Below are 20268 nucleotides of genomic sequence, written 5' to 3'. Positions count from 1 at the left end.
TAATACTAAATTTTCCTCTAGCAAAGTGAAATTTTATGTATTAATTTGGTTTCAAGTTTGTACTAGAATGAAATCAAGGAGGAGATGCAAAATGAATGTAACTGAGAAAATTCCTTCTATTGACCGTAAAATATTCAAGATATTGATTATGTGTAGTAAAAAAGAGTTTGTAAGTATTGATTCAATAGCAGACGAATTGAATGTTACAACCAGAAGTGTCAGAACATATATAAAGCAATTGAATAAAGATTTAGGAAGTAACATAGCAATAATAAAATATATAAAAGGTCAAGGCTATAAACTAGAGATAAAAGATAAGCAAATACTCAATAAGATTATTGATGTGAATAAAAAAAGTGTATTTTCATTAAATTCAAAGGAAGAGAGGGCAGAGTTTATACTAAATTATTTGATAGAACTAGATGGATTTATTACACTGGATAGTCTAGCAGATGAGATGTGTATAGGAAGAACTACACTAGTAAATGACTTTCAATATGTAGAAAAGGTATTAAATTCTTATAATTTGAATTTAGTAAAAAAGCAAAATACAGGAATGAAATTACATGGTAGTGAACTTGATATTAGGTTACTTATATTAAATCAGCTGTATAAAGATTCAAGAAAAGATTTAAATAATTCTAAGTACTTTAAATGTATCAAAAAAGAAGAAATTGTAAGTTTAGAAGAAGAATTATTGACTTTATTTAAAAATAATAATTTTTATGTTACAGATGAAATGCTCAGAGAAGTTTTTAATTACATAGTAGTTTTGATGTATAGAGTAAAAGAACAGAAGATAGTAAAAGAGTACGATGTAAAATTTGATTTACTTAAGTCATATGATGAGTATCTTATTGCTGGGGAAATAAAGAATATTTTATCAGAAAAATTTGAATATATTTTAAATGATGAAGAAATTATTTATTTAACTATACCATTAGTAAGTGGAAATGCACCAGCATCAGAATGTGCTTTAAATAGTAGTAGAATAAATAAAAATATTGATGATTTAATGGAAAGCATATTCAATCAGATATATGTTGATATGGGTATTTTTATAAATGAGGATGAGTTAAGGGTAGGACTTGGATATCATCTTAGTTTTACACTGAACAGGCTATTATTTAATATAAAATTAAAAAATGTATTGTTAGAAGAAATCAAACAAAACTATATACTTCCATTTAAGCTGGCACAAATAGCAGGAAAAGTAATAGAGAAAAAATATAATCTAGAAGTTTCTGAGGATGAAATTGGTTATATAGCAATTCATTTTAGTGGATACTTAGAAAGAAATAGTAGTAGATTTTATTCAATTAAGAAAATAGCAATTATATGTGGGACAGGTCTTGGAACAGCAAAACTATTAAAAATAAGAGTTGAAAAATTGATAGGAAATAATCCTAAAATTGATACTCTTTCAAGTTTTAATTTGAGAAACATTAATTTAGATGAATACGATATAGTTTTTACAACTATTGATTTAGATACATCAAATATAAATACAATAGTATTAAAAATCAATACAATATTTGATGAAAATAAATTGAGGGAACAATTAAAGACCGTATTATGTTTAAGAGAAGGCAACATAGATACTACTGATTCTCCAAATTTACTAATAAATAATTTGTTAAATGAAAATAAATTTATGATATTAAATGAAAAAACGATACTTGATTCATTAGAAAAAATGATGGACAATCTTATGGATTTGGGATGTATTGATGATAATTTTAGAAAAAATATAATCAAAAGAGAAGAAAAATCTCCTACAGTTTTTGATAAAGGTTTATTATTTCCTCATGCTGTAAATGAAAAGTCAGATAAATTTTTAATGGCAGTTGGGGTTTTAGAAGAGCCAATATTTTATGCAAATAGAAGTATAAAAATAATACTTATGACAATGTTTCCATGTGAGGATAAGGTGGATTCAGATTTATTGGTAAAGATTTATGAAGAAGTTTTAAAGATAGGACAAAATGTAAAATTAACAAATAAGATAAGTAAATGTAGAAGCTTTGTAGAATTTAAAAAAGTATTGATTGAGAATATTATATAAGTTTTGTATAGGACTAAAAAAACAAATTAATTTATGAAAGGTGTGTAAATATGAAACTACTTATAATTTTATTTGTTGTTTATGTTTTAAATACTTTGTTTGTAATGAATCAGAATAAACTATATTTCAAAGCCTTAAATAAAGCTAAAAAAATGGGCGATATAGTGTCTACAGGAAAAAAGAAAAGTTATTTTTCTAAAGGAAGTATAGCTATTATATCTTCAGATTCAGAGGGATTTATAAAGTGTGGAGAAATTTTAAAAGGTCGCACAGTGATGGCTAAGTTTAAAGAGATTGAAGATATAAAAGGATTGGACATATATAGTGCAGAGCAAAAATTTAAAGATGAAGAAAGTATTGTACAAGCTATAAAATTTATAAAAGAAAAAATAAATGTTTCTTTTAATTAATCTAATATAAATTATCAGGAGGGATATCATGAAGTATGAAGTTAAGATAAGTGGGATAGGCAGTTTAGTTGAAGAATTAATAAATGAAAGCAACTGTCTTATTATATACGATGAAACTATTAATGATGAAGATTTGAAAGATATATCTGTAATTCATTCAATATCAACATTAAAAAGTAATGTTGAAATAGGGGATACACTTACAATAGGAAATCGAGATTATTGTATAGTTTCAGTTGGTGATATTGCTCAAAATACTCTTAGAGAAATTGGTCACTGTACAATTAAATTTGATGGAGAAGATAAAGTAAATTTACCTGGAGAAATACATGTAGAAATTGGAAAACCAGATATAAAGATTGGAGATTTAATAACTATTTATTAATTTGAAAAATAAAATTATTATAACAGGAGGAATTGATATGTTAGATTTAAACAGAAAACTTGCAAAGCTAGAAGAAGAAGGTAAAAAAATAAAAGTAGCTCTTATAGGTGCTGGTCATATGGGTAATGGAATGGTAAGTCAAATGGCAAATATGAAAGGAATGGAAGCATCTATTGTTGTAGATATAAATCTAGAATTAGCTCGTAAAGCATTTACTGATGCAGGTATAGAAGAAGAAATCATAGATAATGTAACAAATGAAACAGATGCAGAATTAAAATTACAAGAAGGAAAAGTATTAACATGTAATGACTTTCTTGTGGCTTGCAAAACAAAGTCAATAGATGTAGTTATAGATGCAACAGGAGGTATTGCAATTGGTGCAGAAATAGCACTAAATGCTATTTTAAATAAAAAACATATAGTAATGTTAAACGCTGAAACTGATTGTGTTGTTGGTCCAATACTTAAAAAATTAGCAGATGACGCAGGAGTAATATTTACAGGTTCTGCAGGAGATGAACCAGGGGCAGTAATGGGTCTATTTGATTTTGCAGATGCAATGGGATTTGAAGTTAGAGTAGTAGGTAAAGGTAAAAACAATAAACTAGATTTAGACTGTAATCCTGATACTGTAAAAGAAGAAGCAGAAAGAAAAGGAGCTTCACCTCATATGATAGCTTCTTTTAAAGAAGGTACTAAAACAATGGTAGAAATGGCTTTAATGTGTAATGCAACTGGATTTGTACCTGATGTAAGAGGTGGGCATGGTATTGAAGCTACAGTTAATGAAGTACCTAAGAAATATGCATTAAAAAGCGAGGGTGGAGTATTAGATAATTATGGTGTAGTTGATTTTGTAAATGGTATAGCACCTGGTGTTTTCGTTGTAGTTGCTCATAAATTAAAAGCAGTTAATGATGAATTAAAATACTTAAGTATGGGTGATGGACCTAATTACATATTATATAGACCATATCATTTATGCAGTTTAGAAACTCCTTTATCAGCAGCAATGGCAGTTTTAGAGCATAAGGCTACAATAGTGCCTAAAGCTGGATTAGTTGCAGAAGTTATGACTATAGCTAAGAAAGACTTGAAAAAAGGTGAGTATATGGATGGATATGGTGCATATACATGCTATGGCACTATAGAAAAATATGATGTTGCAAAAGAAATGAATGCTGTACCTATTGGTTTAATCAGTAAAAAGACTAAAGTTATTAAAGATATTAAAAAGGGTGAAGTTATAACATATGATATGGTAGAGATAGAAAAAGATACTACTTTATATCATTTAAGACAATTACAAGAAAAAATATTTGGATAAAATTTATTGTATAATAATATAATATAGATGTTATTTAAAAGAGGGTTGATGGTTATTTTAAAATCAGCCCTTTTAAATTTTTTTATATTTTTTGAGAGGGTGTTTTGATAAATCTTATTTTATAGTTTGTTTACAGTTAAAAATCTTACTAGTAGGTTTAATTTAAATTAATTTTGCAATTTTATATTCATATTTAAGATAATATGATTAAAAATTTTAATATAAAATGAATTAAAATAGCCAATTATGTATTATAATATTAACTGTAATACTAATATAGTTCTATTAATTAAAGAAATATCCCCCATTAATATACAATAAATATCTTTAAGCAAAAGAACTTGGTAAAAAATATATCGTATTCAATAAAAAATCTGTTTACAGAATGGTATATATAGTTATATAATATACTATATAAGATACGAAAAGATAAAAAGTATAGCACAATGAAAGAAGGTGATTATTATTCAGCTTAATGAAAGACAACTAAAAATAATAGATATAGTTAAGGAAAATGAACCAATAACGAGTGAAAGTATTGCCTCCAGCTTGAATGTGACTCGTGCTACACTTAGATCTGATTTAGCTATATTAACAATGACAGGAATACTAGACGCAAGACCAAAAGTTGGATATTTTTATTCAGGAGTTAGTGAAATTAATTTAATTGGTAAAAGTATAAAAGAAAAAACAGTAGAAGATATAATGAGCATGCCTGTACTAGCTAAGAAAGACGAAAGTATATATGATGTAATAGTCACTATGTTTTTATCTGATGTAGGGAGTATAGTTATTATAGATGAAAATGAAGAATTATGTGGAGTTGTTTCTAGAAAGGACTTATTAAAAGCAACTATAGGAGGTTCTGATATAAATAAGATGCCAATAGGTATGATAATGACAAGAACTCCAAATGTAGTTACTCTGACTAAGGGAGCAAGTGTTTTATTGGCTTCAAAAAAAATAATAGAACATGAAGTAGATTCGATTCCAATTGTTGAATATAAAGAAGAAGACAAAAATCATATGAGAGTTGTTGGGAGAATATCAAAAACCAACATAACTAAGCTATTTTTAGAAATAGTTGACAATTAAGGAGGTATGCTGGTGAAAAACCTAATTATATATGCAGTATCAGACTCAGTAGGGGAGACTGCACAACAAGTTGCAAAAGCATGTATGTCACAATTTTATGTAAATGAAACTTATGAAATAAAAAGATTTCCATATATGATTAATAAGGGAGTATTACTTGAAACACTAGAAAATGCAAAAGCTGAAAACGCTTTGATTGTATATACATTAGTTGATGAAGAGCTATGCAGTATTGTTGAAAGATATTGCGAAAGAGAAGGTCTTAGTTGTATAGATTTGATGACAGATATATTAAGGGAAATAAGTAAAAGAACTGGAAGAAAACCTAAAAGAGAAGCTGGTATAATCAGAAAATTAGATGAATCTTACTTTAAGAGAGTTGAGGCTATAGAATTTGCAGTAAAATATGATGATGGAAAGGACCCTAGAGGAGTTCTTCAAGCAGACATAATTTTAGTGGGAATATCAAGAACATCTAAAACTCCTTTAAGTATGTATTTAGCTAATAAAAATATAAAAGTAGCTAATGTACCATTAGTTCCAGAAATACCAATTCCTAAAGAAGTATTTGAAATAGAAACTAAGAAGATAATAGGTCTTACTAATTCACCTGAAAAGTTGAATGAAATAAGAACTCAAAGATTAAAAGCTTTAGGGCTATCTAGTAAAGCTAATTATGCTAACTTAGAAAGAATACTTCAAGAATTAGACTATTCAGAAGAAATAATGAAGAAAATTGGATGCCCAGTAATAAATGTTTCAAATAAAGCAATTGAAGAAACTGCAGGTATAATTTTAGACATAATGAAGGAAAATGGTCTAAAAATATATAAAGAAATAGAAATTTAATAAAATGTTTAATAATAAAAATGATATAAATTAAAATAAAAAAGATTAATGGGGGATTTAACAATGGAAACTAAGTATGTTTATAGTTTTGGTGAAGGAAGCAAAGACATGAAATCTTTACTAGGAGGTAAAGGTGCCAATTTAGCAGAAATGACTAAGATAGGCTTACCTGTCCCTCCTGGATTCACTATAACAACAGAGGCATGTAATGACTACTATGTTAATAATGAAAGTATAAGAGCAGAAATAATAAAAGAAATAGAAGCACATCTAGCTACTTTAGAAAAAGATTTAAACAAAACATTAGGATGCAATAAAAATCCACTACTAGTATCAGTTCGTTCTGGTGCAGTATTCTCTATGCCAGGAATGATGGATACAATACTTAACTTAGGTCTTAATGACAATAGTGTTATTGGTCTAGCAGAAGCTACACAAAATGAAAGATTTGCATATGATAGTTACAGAAGATTCATACAAATGTTTTCTGATGTTGCTATGGAAGTGCCAAAATACAAATTTGAAAATGTACTAGATAGAGTAAAAGAAGCAAAAGGATACACAGTTGATACAGAACTTACAACTGATGACTTAAAAGAAATAGTAAAAGAATTTAAAGCAATATACAAAAAAGAAATAAAAAGTGATTTTCCACAAGACCCAAAAGAGCAATTAATGCTTGCTATAGAGGCAGTGTTTAGATCATGGAATAACCCTCGTGCAATCGTATACCGTAGATTAAATGATATAGCTCATAATTTAGGAACAGCAGTAAATATTCAATCAATGGTATTTGGTAATATGGGAGAAACTAGTGGTACAGGTGTTGCATTTACTAGAAATCCAGCTACAGGAGAAAATAAATTATTTGGTGAATTCTTAATGAATGCTCAAGGTGAAGATGTTGTTGCAGGTATAAGAACTCCTCAAAATATATCAACTCTTGCTGAAGTAATGCCAGCTGTATTTGATGAATTCGTAAAAATTACTCATATACTTGAAGGTCACTATAAAGATATGCAAGATATAGAGTTTACTATAGAAAATGAAAGATTATATATATTACAAACTAGAAATGGTAAAAGAACAGCAGCAGCAGCAATAAATGTAGTAGTTGATTTAGTTGAAGCTGGAATAATAGATGAAAAAGAAGCTATAATGAGAATTGAGCCTAATCAATTAGACCAGTTATTACATCCAAAATTTGAAGATAAAGCTTTAAAAGAAGCTAAAGTTATAGCAAAAGGTTTACCAGCATCACCAGGTGCAGCAAGTGGTAGAGTTTACTTCAATGCTGATGATGTAGTAAAAGCAAATGAAAAGGGAGAAAAAGTAGTTTTAGTTAGACTAGAAACATCTCCAGAAGATATAGAAGGTATGGTTAAGGCTGAAGGAATTCTTACAGCTAGAGGTGGAATGACATCACATGCAGCAGTTGTTGCTAGAGGTATGGGTAAATGTTGTGTTGCTGGATGTGGAGAAATAAAAGTTGATGAGTTTAATAAAGAAGTAAGAGCTCTTGATGATATAGTTATAAAAGAAGGAGAGTACATTTCTATAGATGGTTCTACAGGAAATGTTTACTTAGGAGATGTTAAGAAAACAGAAGTTTCTTTAACTGGAAACTTTGAAAAATTAATGCAATGGGTAGATAAGCATAAATGTATGATGGTTAGAACTAACGCAGATAATCCTAGAGATGCTCGTGCAGCTATAGAATTTGGTGCTGAAGGTATAGGTCTATGTAGAACTGAGCATATGTTCTTTGATGAAGACAGATTACCAGCAGTTAGAGAAATGATATTGTCTAATACAGTAGAGCAAAGAGAAAAAGCTCTTGAAAAAATATTACCAATGCAAAGAGAAGATTTTGTAGAGTTATTCAAAGTTATGGATGGAAAGCCAGTTAATATAAGATTACTAGATCCACCACTACATGAATTCTTACCTCATGATGATGAAACTATAGAAGAACTTTCAAAAACTATGGGAATAAAAGTAAGTGATATTAAGAAGAGAATAGTTGATTTAGATGAATTTAACCCAATGCTTGGGCACAGAGGATGTAGACTTGCAATAACTTATCCTGAAATATGTGTAATGCAATCTAAGGCAATAATACAAGGTGCTATAGAAGCAATAAGAGCAGGTGTTAAAGTTTCTCCAGAAATAATGGTTCCATTAATTGGAGAAGTAAATGAGTTAAAGATAATAAGAAAAATGATAGTAGAAACTGTTGATGCTATAATCAAAGAAGAAGGAGTAGAAGTTCCTTATACTGTAGGTACTATGATAGAAATACCTAGAGCTTGTTTAACAGCTGATGAAATAGCACAAGAAGCAGACTTCTTCAGTTTTGGTACTAATGACTTAACTCAAATGGCATTTGGATATTCAAGAGATGATGCTGGTAAATTCTTAGGTCAATATGTAGATGAAGAAATATTAGAAAAAGACCCATTCCAAGTACTAGACCAAAATGGTGTTGGTAAGTTAGTTAAGATGGGAGTTAAATTAGGTAGAGAAGTTAAACCAGAATTAAAACTAGGAATATGTGGAGAACATGGTGGAGAACCATCTTCAGTAGAGTTCTGTTATAATGTAGGACTTAACTATGTATCTTGTTCACCATTTAGAGTGCCAATTGCTAGACTTGCAGCAGCTCAAGCATCTATAAAAAACCCTAGATAATAATATATTATAAATATATATAATTAAACTAAAATATTATATCTCCTATATATCAATGTATCAAATAGAGTATTTGTAAATTGAGTATAGGGGATTTTTATTTTATATTATTATAAAAAAACTAATTTATATTATAGTAGGTGAAACGTATTTAATTATGTTGCATACATTATTGTAAGAGAGAAATTTCAACCAATAATTAAATTGAGTTTACTGGAGGGGATAAAGTTGACAAAGTGTCCTAAATGTGGAAAAGAAGTATCATCACGTCCAGGTAGTATATGCCCACGATGTGGATTTAAAGTAGTAGAAGAGAGTCTTAAAATGAGATGCCCAGAACCTAGCTGTAGAGCATTAGTATCTAGGAAGTTGGACTATTGTCCTAAATGTGGATGTAAGCTGAAAGGATATAATATTTCAGAATTTGTTAATATGGTCAGATGTAAAATAGATGAAACATTTGATAAGAAGTAATTAAATTAAGCTTTAGACTTTATTTTGTAGTGAAGAATATATGTGTTCTTAGAATCAATAATATTTTAGTAAATAGAAAAAGAGTTGAACTAATAATAAGCCAACTCTTTTTCTATTTTATTGAGCAAATTTATTTTAGTAAATAAATGCTTTTATACAACAGTATTATTTTTTGCCTCCATCGCTAAGTATCCATGGCTTTTCTATACCATTTTTTAATGAATTATAGTTTACAATAAGTGTATCATAGCTATTTTTAGCATCTTCATTGCTTACTACTTGTTTTTTATAGTCAGTTAGAGTAATCAATCCTAAGTCATATCTTAGCTTAGTATTTTTTAATTGTTTTTCCGATAATTCAAGCTGTTTTTTAGTTGTTCCAATTGTATCTTCTAAAGCAAGTAATTGTGCATAGCTATCAATCAAGCCTTTTTTTAGAGCTTTTTTACTATCCTCTAGTGTAACTAAGCCATTTTCAGTATTATATTTTTGTTGAAGATAATTTGCATATGTAGTAAGTCCAGATGCATAAGTCTGTCTTTCAAGATTGTATGCTTCAACTGCTTTTTCATATTGCTCATAATCTTTATCATATTTCTTCTTAAGAACTTCATATTCAGCATCAGTTAAACTACCTTGTTCTGGTTTTGTAGGAGCAACTGGTCTTGTAAGATTAGGTCTATCTGGTAAATCTGCCTTATTTTCATCGTCATCATTAAAACTTTCTTCTGTACGTTCTAAAATCAATTGGTCATACTTTAAGTATTCATTAACCTTACCTTCCATGTATGAATCAACTGAACCACCTACTCTAAAAGACTCAAAACGGTATTCTTTATCTAATTGATAGTTGTCTAAATTTATATTAGTCAACAACTTAAAATAATCTTGATTATTTTTTAGTTCTTGAAGTTTAGATTTTTGAGTATTTTGTAGCGTCTGAAGTTCAAGCTCAGCTGACTCAGTTTCCAATGATGTCACTAGACCTAAATCCTTTTTTAGCTTCATATCTTTAATTTCTTTAGTTTTTATCTCAAGATTATTTTTTATTTTATCTAACTCATTTTCTCTTGATACTAAATCATTATACTTATTAGTAATATCATTTGCTATTTGGTCTTCCATAAAATATTTTGCCTGTTCGCTTTGATTTTTAAGAAGTCCAATTTGGTCATATGGAAATGAGTTGTCACTTCCAGTAAAACTATCAAATTCATCCTGTACTTCTAGTTTTTCTTTTAACATTTTTATTTCTTCTGATTTCATTTTTAATTTTTCACTATTTTTAATTGCTGCACTGACAGCATCTCTAGCAGTTAAAAGTTCTTTTTCAGCCGTTCTTTTAGTCGAGTCACTTAAGGTAGCATTATCAACTTTATTTATAGAAGAAGTATTATCATTTGCATAGGCTGGCATTAAATTAGCTGTTATTATACCAACACCACATCCAATTGCAATTATTTTACTAACTTTTTTCTTCAATACAATCGCCCTCCATTTATATTTAAATTTTAGCTTTTAATTTTGGTTTCTTAAATATTTTTCCTTTTATATCTCCTATTTTATCTGTTATTTTACCAAATATTTTAGGCATCCTATCTGAAAACTTATTTTCCCACTTATCAAATATTAAATATATAGTAGGGATAAGTACTAGTGTTATTAGTGTAGATACAGTAAGCCCACCCATTATAACTACGGCTAGTGGTTGCATTGTTTCTCCACCTTCACCAAGAGATAATGCTGTTGGTAACATACCTAGAATTGTTGTTGCAGTTGTCATTAAAACGGGTCTTAGTCTCGCAGCACAACCAATTGAAACCAATCCAATTAAATCATTACTACTATTTGCTTTTCTAAGTTGTTCTATGTAGTCAATAAGAACTATACCATTGTTAACAACGATACCGATAAGTAAGATTATACCTAACATACCTACAGTACTTAAACTTTGACCAGTTACCAAAAGAGAAAGTACAACTCCAACAAATGCAAATGGCACACAGAACATTATTATAAATGGTTTACTAAATGATTCAAATTGAGCTACCATTACCATATAAACAAGTGCTATGGCTATAACCATTGAGAATCCAAGACTGGCCATAGATTCATTCATCATTTCTGTTTCTCCACCAACACCAATAGAGTAGTCTTTAGGGATTAGCATCTTATTAGTTTTTTCTAATGCTAATTTTGTAGCTGTACCAGCATCTAAATTATCAAGTGTTGCAGTTATATTTACAGAAAAATCACCATCAGTTCTTGATATGGACTGTAAACCATCTACCATTTTTATATCCGAGAAAGCTCCAAGAGGTACTTCATTTCCAGTTGTAGAATTTACTTTTAACTGTTTTATATCTTCTAGATTATCGATACTATCTGCTTTAAACTTTAGATTTACATCGACTTTGTAGTCATCAATAGTAGCAGTAGTAACTGAATCACCATTTATTGCAGTACGCAATAATCCTGCAATTTCTGCTGTATTTACACCGTATTCTTGAGCTCTATGTTTGTCTATTGTAAATTGAGCTTCTTGTGTTGTATCTGTAAGGGAAGTCTCTACATTTCTAAATCCTTTTATAGAACTGAATTCTTTTTCAACTTCTTTTCCTAATATCTTTAATACATCCAAATCAGGGCCCTTCATCTCTAATGTGAAGTCTGCTCCTGAAGTTCCACCCATAACACTACTATTTTGACTTACATTTATTTTACAATCTGGAACAGTAGCAACTCTATCAATTATTTCTTTTTCTATTTCATCGGTAGTTCTTTTTCTATTTTTTTGAGATTCCAATTCAATTGCTATACTTGCACTATTATTATTTGAGTCTGATGTCAAACTTGTTATCAATGTCTTGATTTCTGGAATATCTGAAACTTTTTTCTCTGTCATAGAAACATAATAATCATTAGCTTCTAAGCTAAGACCCTTTGGAAGTTCTATAGAAATAGCCAATTCTCCTTTATCTGCTGCAGGCATAAAGTCCATACCTATAAAGCTCATTCCGAATAGAGAAGCTACAAATATAAGTAAACTTGATATTACTACTAATTTCTGATGTCTTAAGCATACACTTAGTAATCTTTTATATCCTTCACTTACCTTATCAAATATAGGGCTATCTTTTTCCTTCATTTTTTCACTACTTTTACCTCTACTTAGTTTTGCAAATACACTAGGAACAAGAGTAATTGCACCTATAAAAGAGAAGGCTAGAGAAGCTATAAGTGTTTTACCTAAAGCCCCAAATGTTATTTTGGCTATACCTTCTGTAAACATAATAGGTAAGAATATAGCTATAGTAGTCAATGTTGATGCTAGTATTGCATTGGTGACAGTTCTTGTACCTTCAATAGCACAATCATCAATGCTCAAACGACCACTTTTCCTGTATTTAAATATGTTTTCAATTACAACTGTAGCATTATCAACGACCATACCAACTGAAATTACCAATGAACTTGCAGTGATAAGGTTTAAACTTTCGCCTGTAAAATAGAGAACAGCTATTGCTCCTATTATAGAAATTGGTATTGCCACTGCAACAACTAATGAAGCTCTTACACTTTTTAAGAAAGCAAATATTACTACAAATGCAATAACTGCACTTATAAGTAAATTGCTCATTACGCTGTTTATTGATTCGCTTATGTAAGCACTTGTATCATTGGCAATTTTAATTTTAAATTGTGGATTTTCTTTATTCAATTCATCTACATATTTATATGCATCTTGCATAACTTTTACAGTATTTGCATCTTGTTGCTTAGAAATATCTATTACTAAACTGCTTTTTCCATTGTATCTATAAATACTATCTTTGTCTGCAAATCCATAATCTACACTACAAAGAGTATCTAAGTTAACAGTGTTTCCTCCTTTTACAGGAATTTGAATCTGTTTTATATCATCCAAAGATTCTAATTTATCAATTGATCTTAAGACTATCTTATCTTCACCTTGAGTAATTGAACCATAAGGGAATGTTTTATTACTAGATGATAAAATACCTTTTATAGTTGATAAACTAACTCCATAATTTGAAAGAACTGATGGGTCAGCTATTACATTAACTTGAGCTTTTTCTCCACCTTTAATGTCTGCTGATGTAGTACCATCTATAGATTCTATTTTAGGCTGAATTACATCTTCAGCGTATTTTCTTAGTGCTTGTGCATTATTATTTCCACCAGATATAACAAGCTGACCTATAGCTTGTGCATTCATATCTAATTTTAGTACTGTTGGCTTAGCTGCATCATCTGGTAAACTAGTTTGTAATGCATCTACTTTAGATCTAACATCGTTCATTATTTCATCTAGGTTGGTTCCAAATTCAAATTGAGCTACGACCATAGAAACACTTTCTTGTGAACTTGATATAGTTGAGCTTACATTTGAAACAGATGATAAACTTTCATCAACTTTTTGGCTAACTTGTTCGTCAACGTCTTGAGGACCTGCACCTGTCCAAGTAGTCATAACCATTACAACAGGTATTTCTATATCAGGCATTAGATTTATTGACATTTTTTTATATCCAATACCACCAAAAACTATTAATACTAAGAAGACCATTATGATTGTGAGAGGACGCTTAACGGAAGTATGTGTTAAATTCATAATACTATTTCTCCTTTTCTACAGGAAATATCTTAGTTCCATCAGAAATAAGACTTATCCCCCCAATAACCACTGTATCTTTTTCACTTACACCACTTTTGATTGCTATTTTATCCTCTGTTACAATTCCAGTTTGAACTAATGTTTTCTTTGCTATGTTATCTTTAGTTGCTATGTATACATATTTTTTTCCATTTTCTTCAAATATTGCTTTTTTAGGTACTGTAACAGCTCCATTTTCTTTTTCAACGCTTAAGTTTACTTGTGCAGACATTCCTGCTTTAAATTTGTTGTTAGTATTAGTAACAAGTATTTTAACAGGATATAAAGATGTCTGAGGGTCAACTACTGAAGGAACATAATCTATCTTTCCTAAAACTCTTTGGTCTTCAATAACAACATCTACATTACCATCCTTTTTAAATTTAGCTATATCTGCTTCTGCTACATTTAAGCCTACTTCTAATATATTAGGATTAGAAATAACAAAGGCTGGTTGTGATTGTGTTATCATCTCTTTTGAGTCAAAGTTTTTGGCTGTGATTGTTCCATCCACTGGAGCTTTTAATGTCAGCTTATCTAAGTTACTCATTGCTAAGTTATATGATACTTGAGCTTGGTCAAGTTGTTTTTTAGCAAGTGATTTAGCTTGAGGTATACTTTTTGAAGTTGCTGTATTGTATGCTCTTTGTGCAGAATCTAGTTGTTGTTTTGATTGTTCTAAAGCAACTTCTATTTTTTTAAATTGGTCTAAACTAATTACTTCCTGCTCATAAAGAACCTTGTTATTGTCATAATTTCTTTGGGATTCATCATATTGAAGTTTTGCGCTATCAAGAGCTGTTTTTGCTTGATTCACTTGAGCTTCTAATGCACCCCCAGTAGCACTTGCATAACTTGCTTTTGCTAAATCTAGTGATGCTTTAGACTGTTTTACACTGTTTTCTAAATCTTCACTAGTTATACTCAATAAATCATCACCTTTTCTTACATTTTGGCCAAGTTTCACATAAACTTCTTGAACTGTGCCAGCAGTTTGAGCAGTAACTGATGTCTCATCTTTAACTTTTGTAGTTCCTGAGAAAGCATTTGTATTTTCTATTTCTCCACCTACTGCCTTTTGAACAGAGACTGCTATAGGTTTTTCTGGTTCAGGTTCATCTGTTTTTCCACATCCAACTAAGAACAGTGAACTACACATTAAAAAAACTACTAAATATCTTTTCATATCTCCTCCTATTATATTTTACACTAGCTTGTTGTAGAATTTAAAGTGTCTTATAATTTAAGTTTAGTTTTAGGCTAATTAAAAAACTTCCCTTTTTTGGCATTTTATAATTCTCTAATTTGATTATAAATTTATAATTATTATGAGTCAATAACTTTTTCTTGTTTTAAATTTATTAATAGTTTATAATTTATACTATAATAAGTAATGAATATTTTATTACAGTATTTATTGAAGGGATGTTACAAATATGGATAACGATAATATACTTAAAATAGCAGACTCTTTTTTAGACTTTTTATTTGTACTTCAAAATAATATATTCAAAGAAAACGATTTGTTAAAAAAATTTCAAAACAACTCAGATATGATGAAAGAGTATTTTGGAGAGTGTCCAATGGCTCCATCACATGCAAAGGTAATTCTTTATCTTATGACATCAAACTCATCATCAATTTCTCAAATAGCTTCTAATTTAGGAATACTAAAATCAAATATGACACCAATTATTGATAGATTGGTAGAGCATAATTTAGTAAATAAATTTCCTGACCCAAAAGACAGAAGAGTTCTTAGAGTTGAATTGACAGATAAAGCATTTGAATTATTTGATATTGTACAATCTATTCTTAAAGAGTCTATAGTAAAGAAACTATCAAATCTTTCTGATGAGGAACTAACTTTATTAGATGAACATACACTTAAACTATCAGAAATAGTAAAAAAATTAGTTTAAATGTACATATGAGAAGTTATTATATAAAGTTAAATTTTTACACAAAGCAGAAATAGCAGTAGTATAATATATTTAATATTATACTACTGCTATTTCTGCTTTTATGAATATTATTTAATTATCAAATTCTATTTTCCAGTTGAAGTAGCCAGTATCTGGATTTTTATTATATTTTAATGTAGCATCAAACTTGTTTCCATTTTTAGAAGTTAAAGATTTTACTTTTGTCTCACCTTTTTTTAAAATATTTTTGACCATAGTTTTATTAACTTTCTTTTTGTAGAGGCTTAAGTATTTGTCATTTTTCCAAATAACGAACTTACACTCTTTATGATTTTTACAAGCAAATCCTTTATCAAACTCAAGAACATCACCTTGACAAATAGGACATTTACCAAGAGACGTATTTTCATTATTGGTTTTATTTTCTTTTTTAATATCTGTATCTTTTGATACAGCAATTTCCTTTTCAGAATCAGTTAAACTTTTTTTTGAATCCTTTGCTTTTACTTTAGTAAATTTTTTAGTTTTTGAATCAAAAGTATAAGCCTCTGTATTTATATTTTTTGAAGCATCCTGTTTTATAATATTAACATTTTGATATATAAAACTAATAATATGAGTAAGATATTCTTTTCTAGTGTATTTACCTTTTTGAATATCACTTAAACTTTTTTCAAGTTTACCAGTGTAATCTACATCAAATAAGTCCTTAACAGGAAAAATTTCAACTAAATTTTTTCCAAGGTCTGTTATAAAGTAAGATTTGCCTTTTTTCTTTACATAGCCCACTTGACTTATTTTTTTTAGTACATCAGCACGTGTGGCTGATGTTCCTATTGAATACCCTGAAAGTACAGTTGTGTCTTCTTCAGGTACATTTTTACCACAATTTTTCATAGCTTTTAAAAGTGTATCTTCAGTATATGATTTAGGTGGTGTTGTTTGTTTGGTTAATGGCTTTATCTCTAAGACATCAACAATATCATCCTTGTTTACAAAAGGAAGTAAATCGTTTTTTTCTTCCTTATTATACACCTCAAGGTATCCCTTTGATTTAAGTACTTTTCCTTTTGTTAAAAAAGTGCAATCATCTACTTTAGTTTTAATTTCTGTATTCTCATATTCAGCAGGAGGCATAAAATTTGCTACAAATCTATCTTTTATAGCATCATAAACCAATTGTTCATCTTTAGATAAATTTTTTGGTATTATGTAAGTAGGAATTATAGCACTATGTGAATCTACTTTGGATGAATCAAAGACCCTTTTTGTTTTGGAGAATTTAATTTTATTTTCATATTCAAGACCGACTTTTAATTTTTCTAAAGTTTGAGAAGCCTTTGAAGTTAAACTTTCTTCTAAAAAAATAGAATCGGTTCTTGGATAAGTTATATACCCACCTTTACCATTACCCTCATAAAGAGATTGACATACATTTAAAACTTTATCAGAGGTAAAATTAGAGTACTTAGAAGTTATATATCCTTGAAGTGATGTTAAACTAAAAAGTTTTGGTGCATATTCTTTTGACATAGTAACTTTTTTATCTAGTATTTTACCAGTTTGAGATGTAATTGAAGCTATGATTTTATTTGCATCTTCAAGTGTGTCAAATTTACTTTCTTTACCTTTAATATATTTACCTTTATATTCACCATTTTCAGCTTTAAAATGACCTTCTACTTCATAATAAGTTTTGGGAACAAAATTCAGTATTTCCATATCCCTATCATAGACTAATTTGACTGTTGGAAGAATTACTCTACCTATATTTAATAATTTTCCATTTCCATATTTTAATGTAGCAACGGAAGTGAAGTTTATTCCAATTAGCCAATCAGTAATAAGTCTTGTATATCCAGCAGCTTGAAGATTTCTCATTTCATCTTCATCTTTTAAGTTTTTTATACCTCTCGTAATGTCTTCTGGAGTCCATTCATTTACCAAAATTCTTTTTACTGGTTTCTTATTTTTTGCAAGTAAAAATATTAAAAATGCTATAAGTTCTCCCTCTCTGTCATTATCAGTGGCATTTATTACATATTCCACATCTTTTCTGTTTAAAAGTTTTTTTACAGTATTGAATTGTTTGGTTTTAGAACTATCAATTTTGAATTTAAACTTATTTTCAGGCACAAATGGAAAGTTATTCATTTTCCAAGAGCCAGAATACTTATCTTTATCATAATCTTTCATATCATATAATGATACTAAGTGTCCAACTGCATAAGTAATTATATAGTCATTTCCTTCAAAGTAACCATCTTGTCTAGTCTTTGCACCTAAAAACGATGCTATAGTTTTTGCAACAGATGGTTTCTCAGCAAGTACAAGTTTCATAAAAAATCCTCCTTTAAAACACTAATAATTATATTACCACAAAAAAATAAAAAACTTCAAGAGGCTGAAATTTAAGTTATAATATTTATAGGAAATTGAAAGGAGATATAAAATGTACAATTTAAAAGTAAAAAAATTAAATGACGACGCTATAATACCTAATTTTGCTCACAAAGGTGATGCTGGTATGGATTTGTATTCTATAGAGGAGGTTGTAATACCTTCTGGAGAGACTAAACTTATTAAAACTGGAATATGTATAGAACTTCCTGTTATGACAGAAGCGCAAGTAAGACCTAGAAGTGGACTTGCTTTAAAACATTCAATTACTGTGTTAAATACACCAGGAACTATTGATGAGGGATATAGAGGAGAGCTTAAAATCATATTAATAAATCATGGAAAAAATGATTTTAAAGTTGAAAAACATATGAAGATTGCTCAAATGGTAGTAAAACCTATATATGAGATTAATATAGAAGAAGTTAAAGAATTAAGTGATTCCGAAAGAGGAAAAGGTGGATTTGGTTCAACAGGGTTATAAAAGTTACAAAAAAGTTAAAAAATATAAAATTGTTTAATAAGATATAGTTTGGCTATATGACTGAGTTTTAACCTCTCTATGATTAAAAAACATTTATGGTAATTTATGGTATAGAATTATTACTATAGACAAATAGTTACAAATTTGTAATAATATTAATATAAAAGAAATAATTGATATTTAAAAATAGTGTCAATTATTTCTTTTATGTTAGAAATAAAAAAATAAATCTACTAGAAAAGAGGAGATGAGTGGAAAGTTATGAATTTTAATCAAAAGAGAGTAGCAGCCAGTATAATGGCCACAGCGATAATAATGCCTACAATGGGGAATTTAGCATATGCTAATGAGTCTGAAATAGAAAGTTCAACTGTAGAAAGTAGAACAATAACAGGGAATGCAGTAAATTTTAGAAAAGGACCAGGTACAAATAATGCATCTATAGGAAAGTTCTACAAAGGTGATAAAGTTGAGTACATAGGAAAAGATGGTTCTTGGGTAAAAGTTAAATATAATGGGAATACAGGTTATGTGCATGAAAAATATTTATCAATAAATAGCCTAGGAAATAGTAATGAAAGTAATGATGCTTCAGTAAAATCAACAAAAGTTGTTACAGCAAAGGGATTAAATTTTAGAACAGGTCCAAGTACAGGAAGTTCTAAAATATCTACTTTGGGATATGGTACTGAAGTTGGATACATATCTGAATCAAATGGATGGTCAAAAATAAGTTCTAATGGTAGAGTTGGTTATGTTTCAAGTAAATACTTAGGAACTAACTTAAGTGATTCTGCAAATGGAAATGATGGAAGCAGTTCAAGTGATATTGTAAAGGATACAAAAGTTGTAACAGCAAAATCATTAAACCTTAGAACAGGACCAGGAACAGGACACTCTAAAGTGGCTACGTTAAGTTATGGTACTGAAGTTGGAAGTATCTCAGAAGATGGTGGATGGACAAAAGTAAATCACGATGACCAAACAGGATATGTATCAAGTCAATATCTTGCAGAAAAAGGTTCTGTTGATACTTCAACTCCATCCGATTCAACTAATTCTCCAAGTCAGGGAGCTGATAGTGTAATAGGCTTTGCAAAGACACTACTTGGAAAACCATATGTATGGGGAGCAGAAGGTCCAAATAGTTTTGACTGTTCTGGATTCACACAATATGTTATGAAAAAATCTGCTGGAGTTAGTATACCAAGAGTATCTAGAGACCAAAGTAAGTATGGAACATATGTAAATAGAGGAGACCTTAGAAGCGGAGATTTAATATTCTTTGATACACAAGGTTCAAATAATGGCTCTGTAAGTCATGTTGGAATATATATGGGAAATGGAGAGATGATACACGCATCTTCAGGTTCATCAAAAAAGGTAACAATATCTAATATAAATAGTAGTTACTATTCAAGTAGATATGTAAATGCAAGAAGAGTTTTATAATCATTTAAATTTAATGATAAAACTTTATAA

General features: G+C 29.2%; 15 protein-coding genes. 11 read left to right on the top strand and 4 right to left on the bottom strand.

What is annotated here, in order from left to right:
* Positions 1-91: 91 nt before the first annotated feature.
* The 8 genes from IC758_RS13295 to IC758_RS13260 all read left to right on the top strand — a co-directional run bounded on the left by IC758_RS13295 (position 92) and on the right by IC758_RS13260 (position 9299).
* On the top strand, positions 92-2065 hold the full coding sequence (locus IC758_RS13295) for a BglG family transcription antiterminator (RefSeq protein WP_227860523.1): 1974 nt from the start codon (positions 92-94) through the stop codon (positions 2063-2065).
* Between the two features lie 50 nt (positions 2066-2115).
* Positions 2116-2475 (top strand): transcriptional regulator GutM, encoded by a 360-nt coding sequence (locus tag IC758_RS13290; protein ID WP_227432623.1) that lies wholly within the window; start codon positions 2116-2118, stop codon positions 2473-2475.
* A 28-nt stretch (positions 2476-2503) separates the two neighbouring features.
* Entirely contained in the window at positions 2504-2860 is a 357-nt protein-coding gene (locus IC758_RS13285) for a PTS glucitol/sorbitol transporter subunit IIA (protein WP_227432624.1), read from the top strand.
* Positions 2861-2897: 37 nt separating this feature from the next.
* The gene (locus IC758_RS13280; protein WP_227432625.1) at positions 2898-4190 is read left to right on the top strand and encodes an NAD(P)H-dependent oxidoreductase; all 1293 of its coding nucleotides are present in this window, start codon (positions 2898-2900) and stop codon (positions 4188-4190) included.
* Positions 4191-4646: 456 nt separating this feature from the next.
* Positions 4647-5285, top strand: a complete 639-nt coding sequence (locus IC758_RS13275; protein ID WP_227432626.1) for a helix-turn-helix transcriptional regulator — start codon at positions 4647-4649, stop codon at positions 5283-5285.
* Between the two features lie 6 nt (positions 5286-5291).
* A complete protein-coding gene (locus tag IC758_RS13270; protein ID WP_227432627.1) occupies positions 5292-6134 on the top strand; it encodes a pyruvate, water dikinase regulatory protein in 843 nt (280 codons plus the stop codon).
* Between the two features lie 63 nt (positions 6135-6197).
* Entirely contained in the window at positions 6198-8825 is a 2628-nt protein-coding gene (gene ppdK / locus IC758_RS13265; protein WP_227432628.1) for a pyruvate, phosphate dikinase, read from the top strand.
* 228 nt (positions 8826-9053) lie between these two features.
* Positions 9054-9299 carry a hypothetical protein gene (locus tag IC758_RS13260; RefSeq protein ID WP_227432629.1) on the top strand — a complete coding sequence of 82 codons (246 nt, stop codon included), beginning with the start codon at positions 9054-9056 and terminating at the stop codon, positions 9297-9299.
* A gap of 165 nt (positions 9300-9464) precedes the next feature.
* On the opposite strand, the gene IC758_RS13255 is transcribed toward IC758_RS13260, so the two are convergent.
* Genes IC758_RS13255 through IC758_RS13245 form a run of 3 tightly spaced genes read right to left on the bottom strand, consistent with a single transcriptional unit; the run spans position 9465 to position 15163 of the window.
* Positions 9465-10781, bottom strand: coding sequence for a TolC family protein (locus IC758_RS13255; RefSeq protein ID WP_227432630.1), 1317 nt, complete (start codon positions 10779-10781; stop codon positions 9465-9467).
* 22 nt (positions 10782-10803) lie between these two features.
* Positions 10804-13935, bottom strand: coding sequence for an efflux RND transporter permease subunit (locus tag IC758_RS13250; protein WP_227432631.1), 3132 nt, complete (start codon positions 13933-13935; stop codon positions 10804-10806).
* 4 nt (positions 13936-13939) lie between these two features.
* Positions 13940-15163 carry an efflux RND transporter periplasmic adaptor subunit gene (locus IC758_RS13245; protein ID WP_227432632.1) on the bottom strand — a complete coding sequence of 408 codons (1224 nt, stop codon included), beginning with the start codon at positions 15161-15163 and terminating at the stop codon, positions 13940-13942.
* 250 nt (positions 15164-15413) lie between these two features.
* Between IC758_RS13245 and IC758_RS13240 the strand changes: the two genes are divergently transcribed.
* Entirely contained in the window at positions 15414-15899 is a 486-nt protein-coding gene (locus IC758_RS13240) for a MarR family winged helix-turn-helix transcriptional regulator (RefSeq protein ID WP_227432633.1), read from the top strand.
* Between the two features lie 114 nt (positions 15900-16013).
* Here IC758_RS13240 and IC758_RS13235 read toward each other — a convergent pair whose 3' ends face one another.
* Positions 16014-18242 (bottom strand): type IA DNA topoisomerase, encoded by a 2229-nt coding sequence (locus IC758_RS13235; protein ID WP_227835343.1) that lies wholly within the window; start codon positions 18240-18242, stop codon positions 16014-16016.
* 112 nt (positions 18243-18354) lie between these two features.
* Between IC758_RS13235 and dut the strand changes: the two genes are divergently transcribed.
* Both dut and IC758_RS13225 read left to right on the top strand, forming a co-directional pair.
* The gene (gene dut / locus IC758_RS13230) at positions 18355-18786 is read left to right on the top strand and encodes a dUTP diphosphatase (protein ID WP_227432635.1); all 432 of its coding nucleotides are present in this window, start codon (positions 18355-18357) and stop codon (positions 18784-18786) included.
* A gap of 261 nt (positions 18787-19047) precedes the next feature.
* Positions 19048-20238 carry a C40 family peptidase gene (locus IC758_RS13225; protein WP_227824163.1) on the top strand — a complete coding sequence of 397 codons (1191 nt, stop codon included), beginning with the start codon at positions 19048-19050 and terminating at the stop codon, positions 20236-20238.
* The last annotated feature ends 30 nt before the right edge of the window (positions 20239-20268 follow it).

This window comes from Clostridioides sp. ES-W-0016-02 (assembly GCF_020641035.1).
Taxonomy (GTDB): Bacteria; Bacillota; Clostridia; order Peptostreptococcales; family Peptostreptococcaceae; genus Clostridioides.
This window is presented reverse-complemented; position numbering and strand designations above follow the sequence as displayed.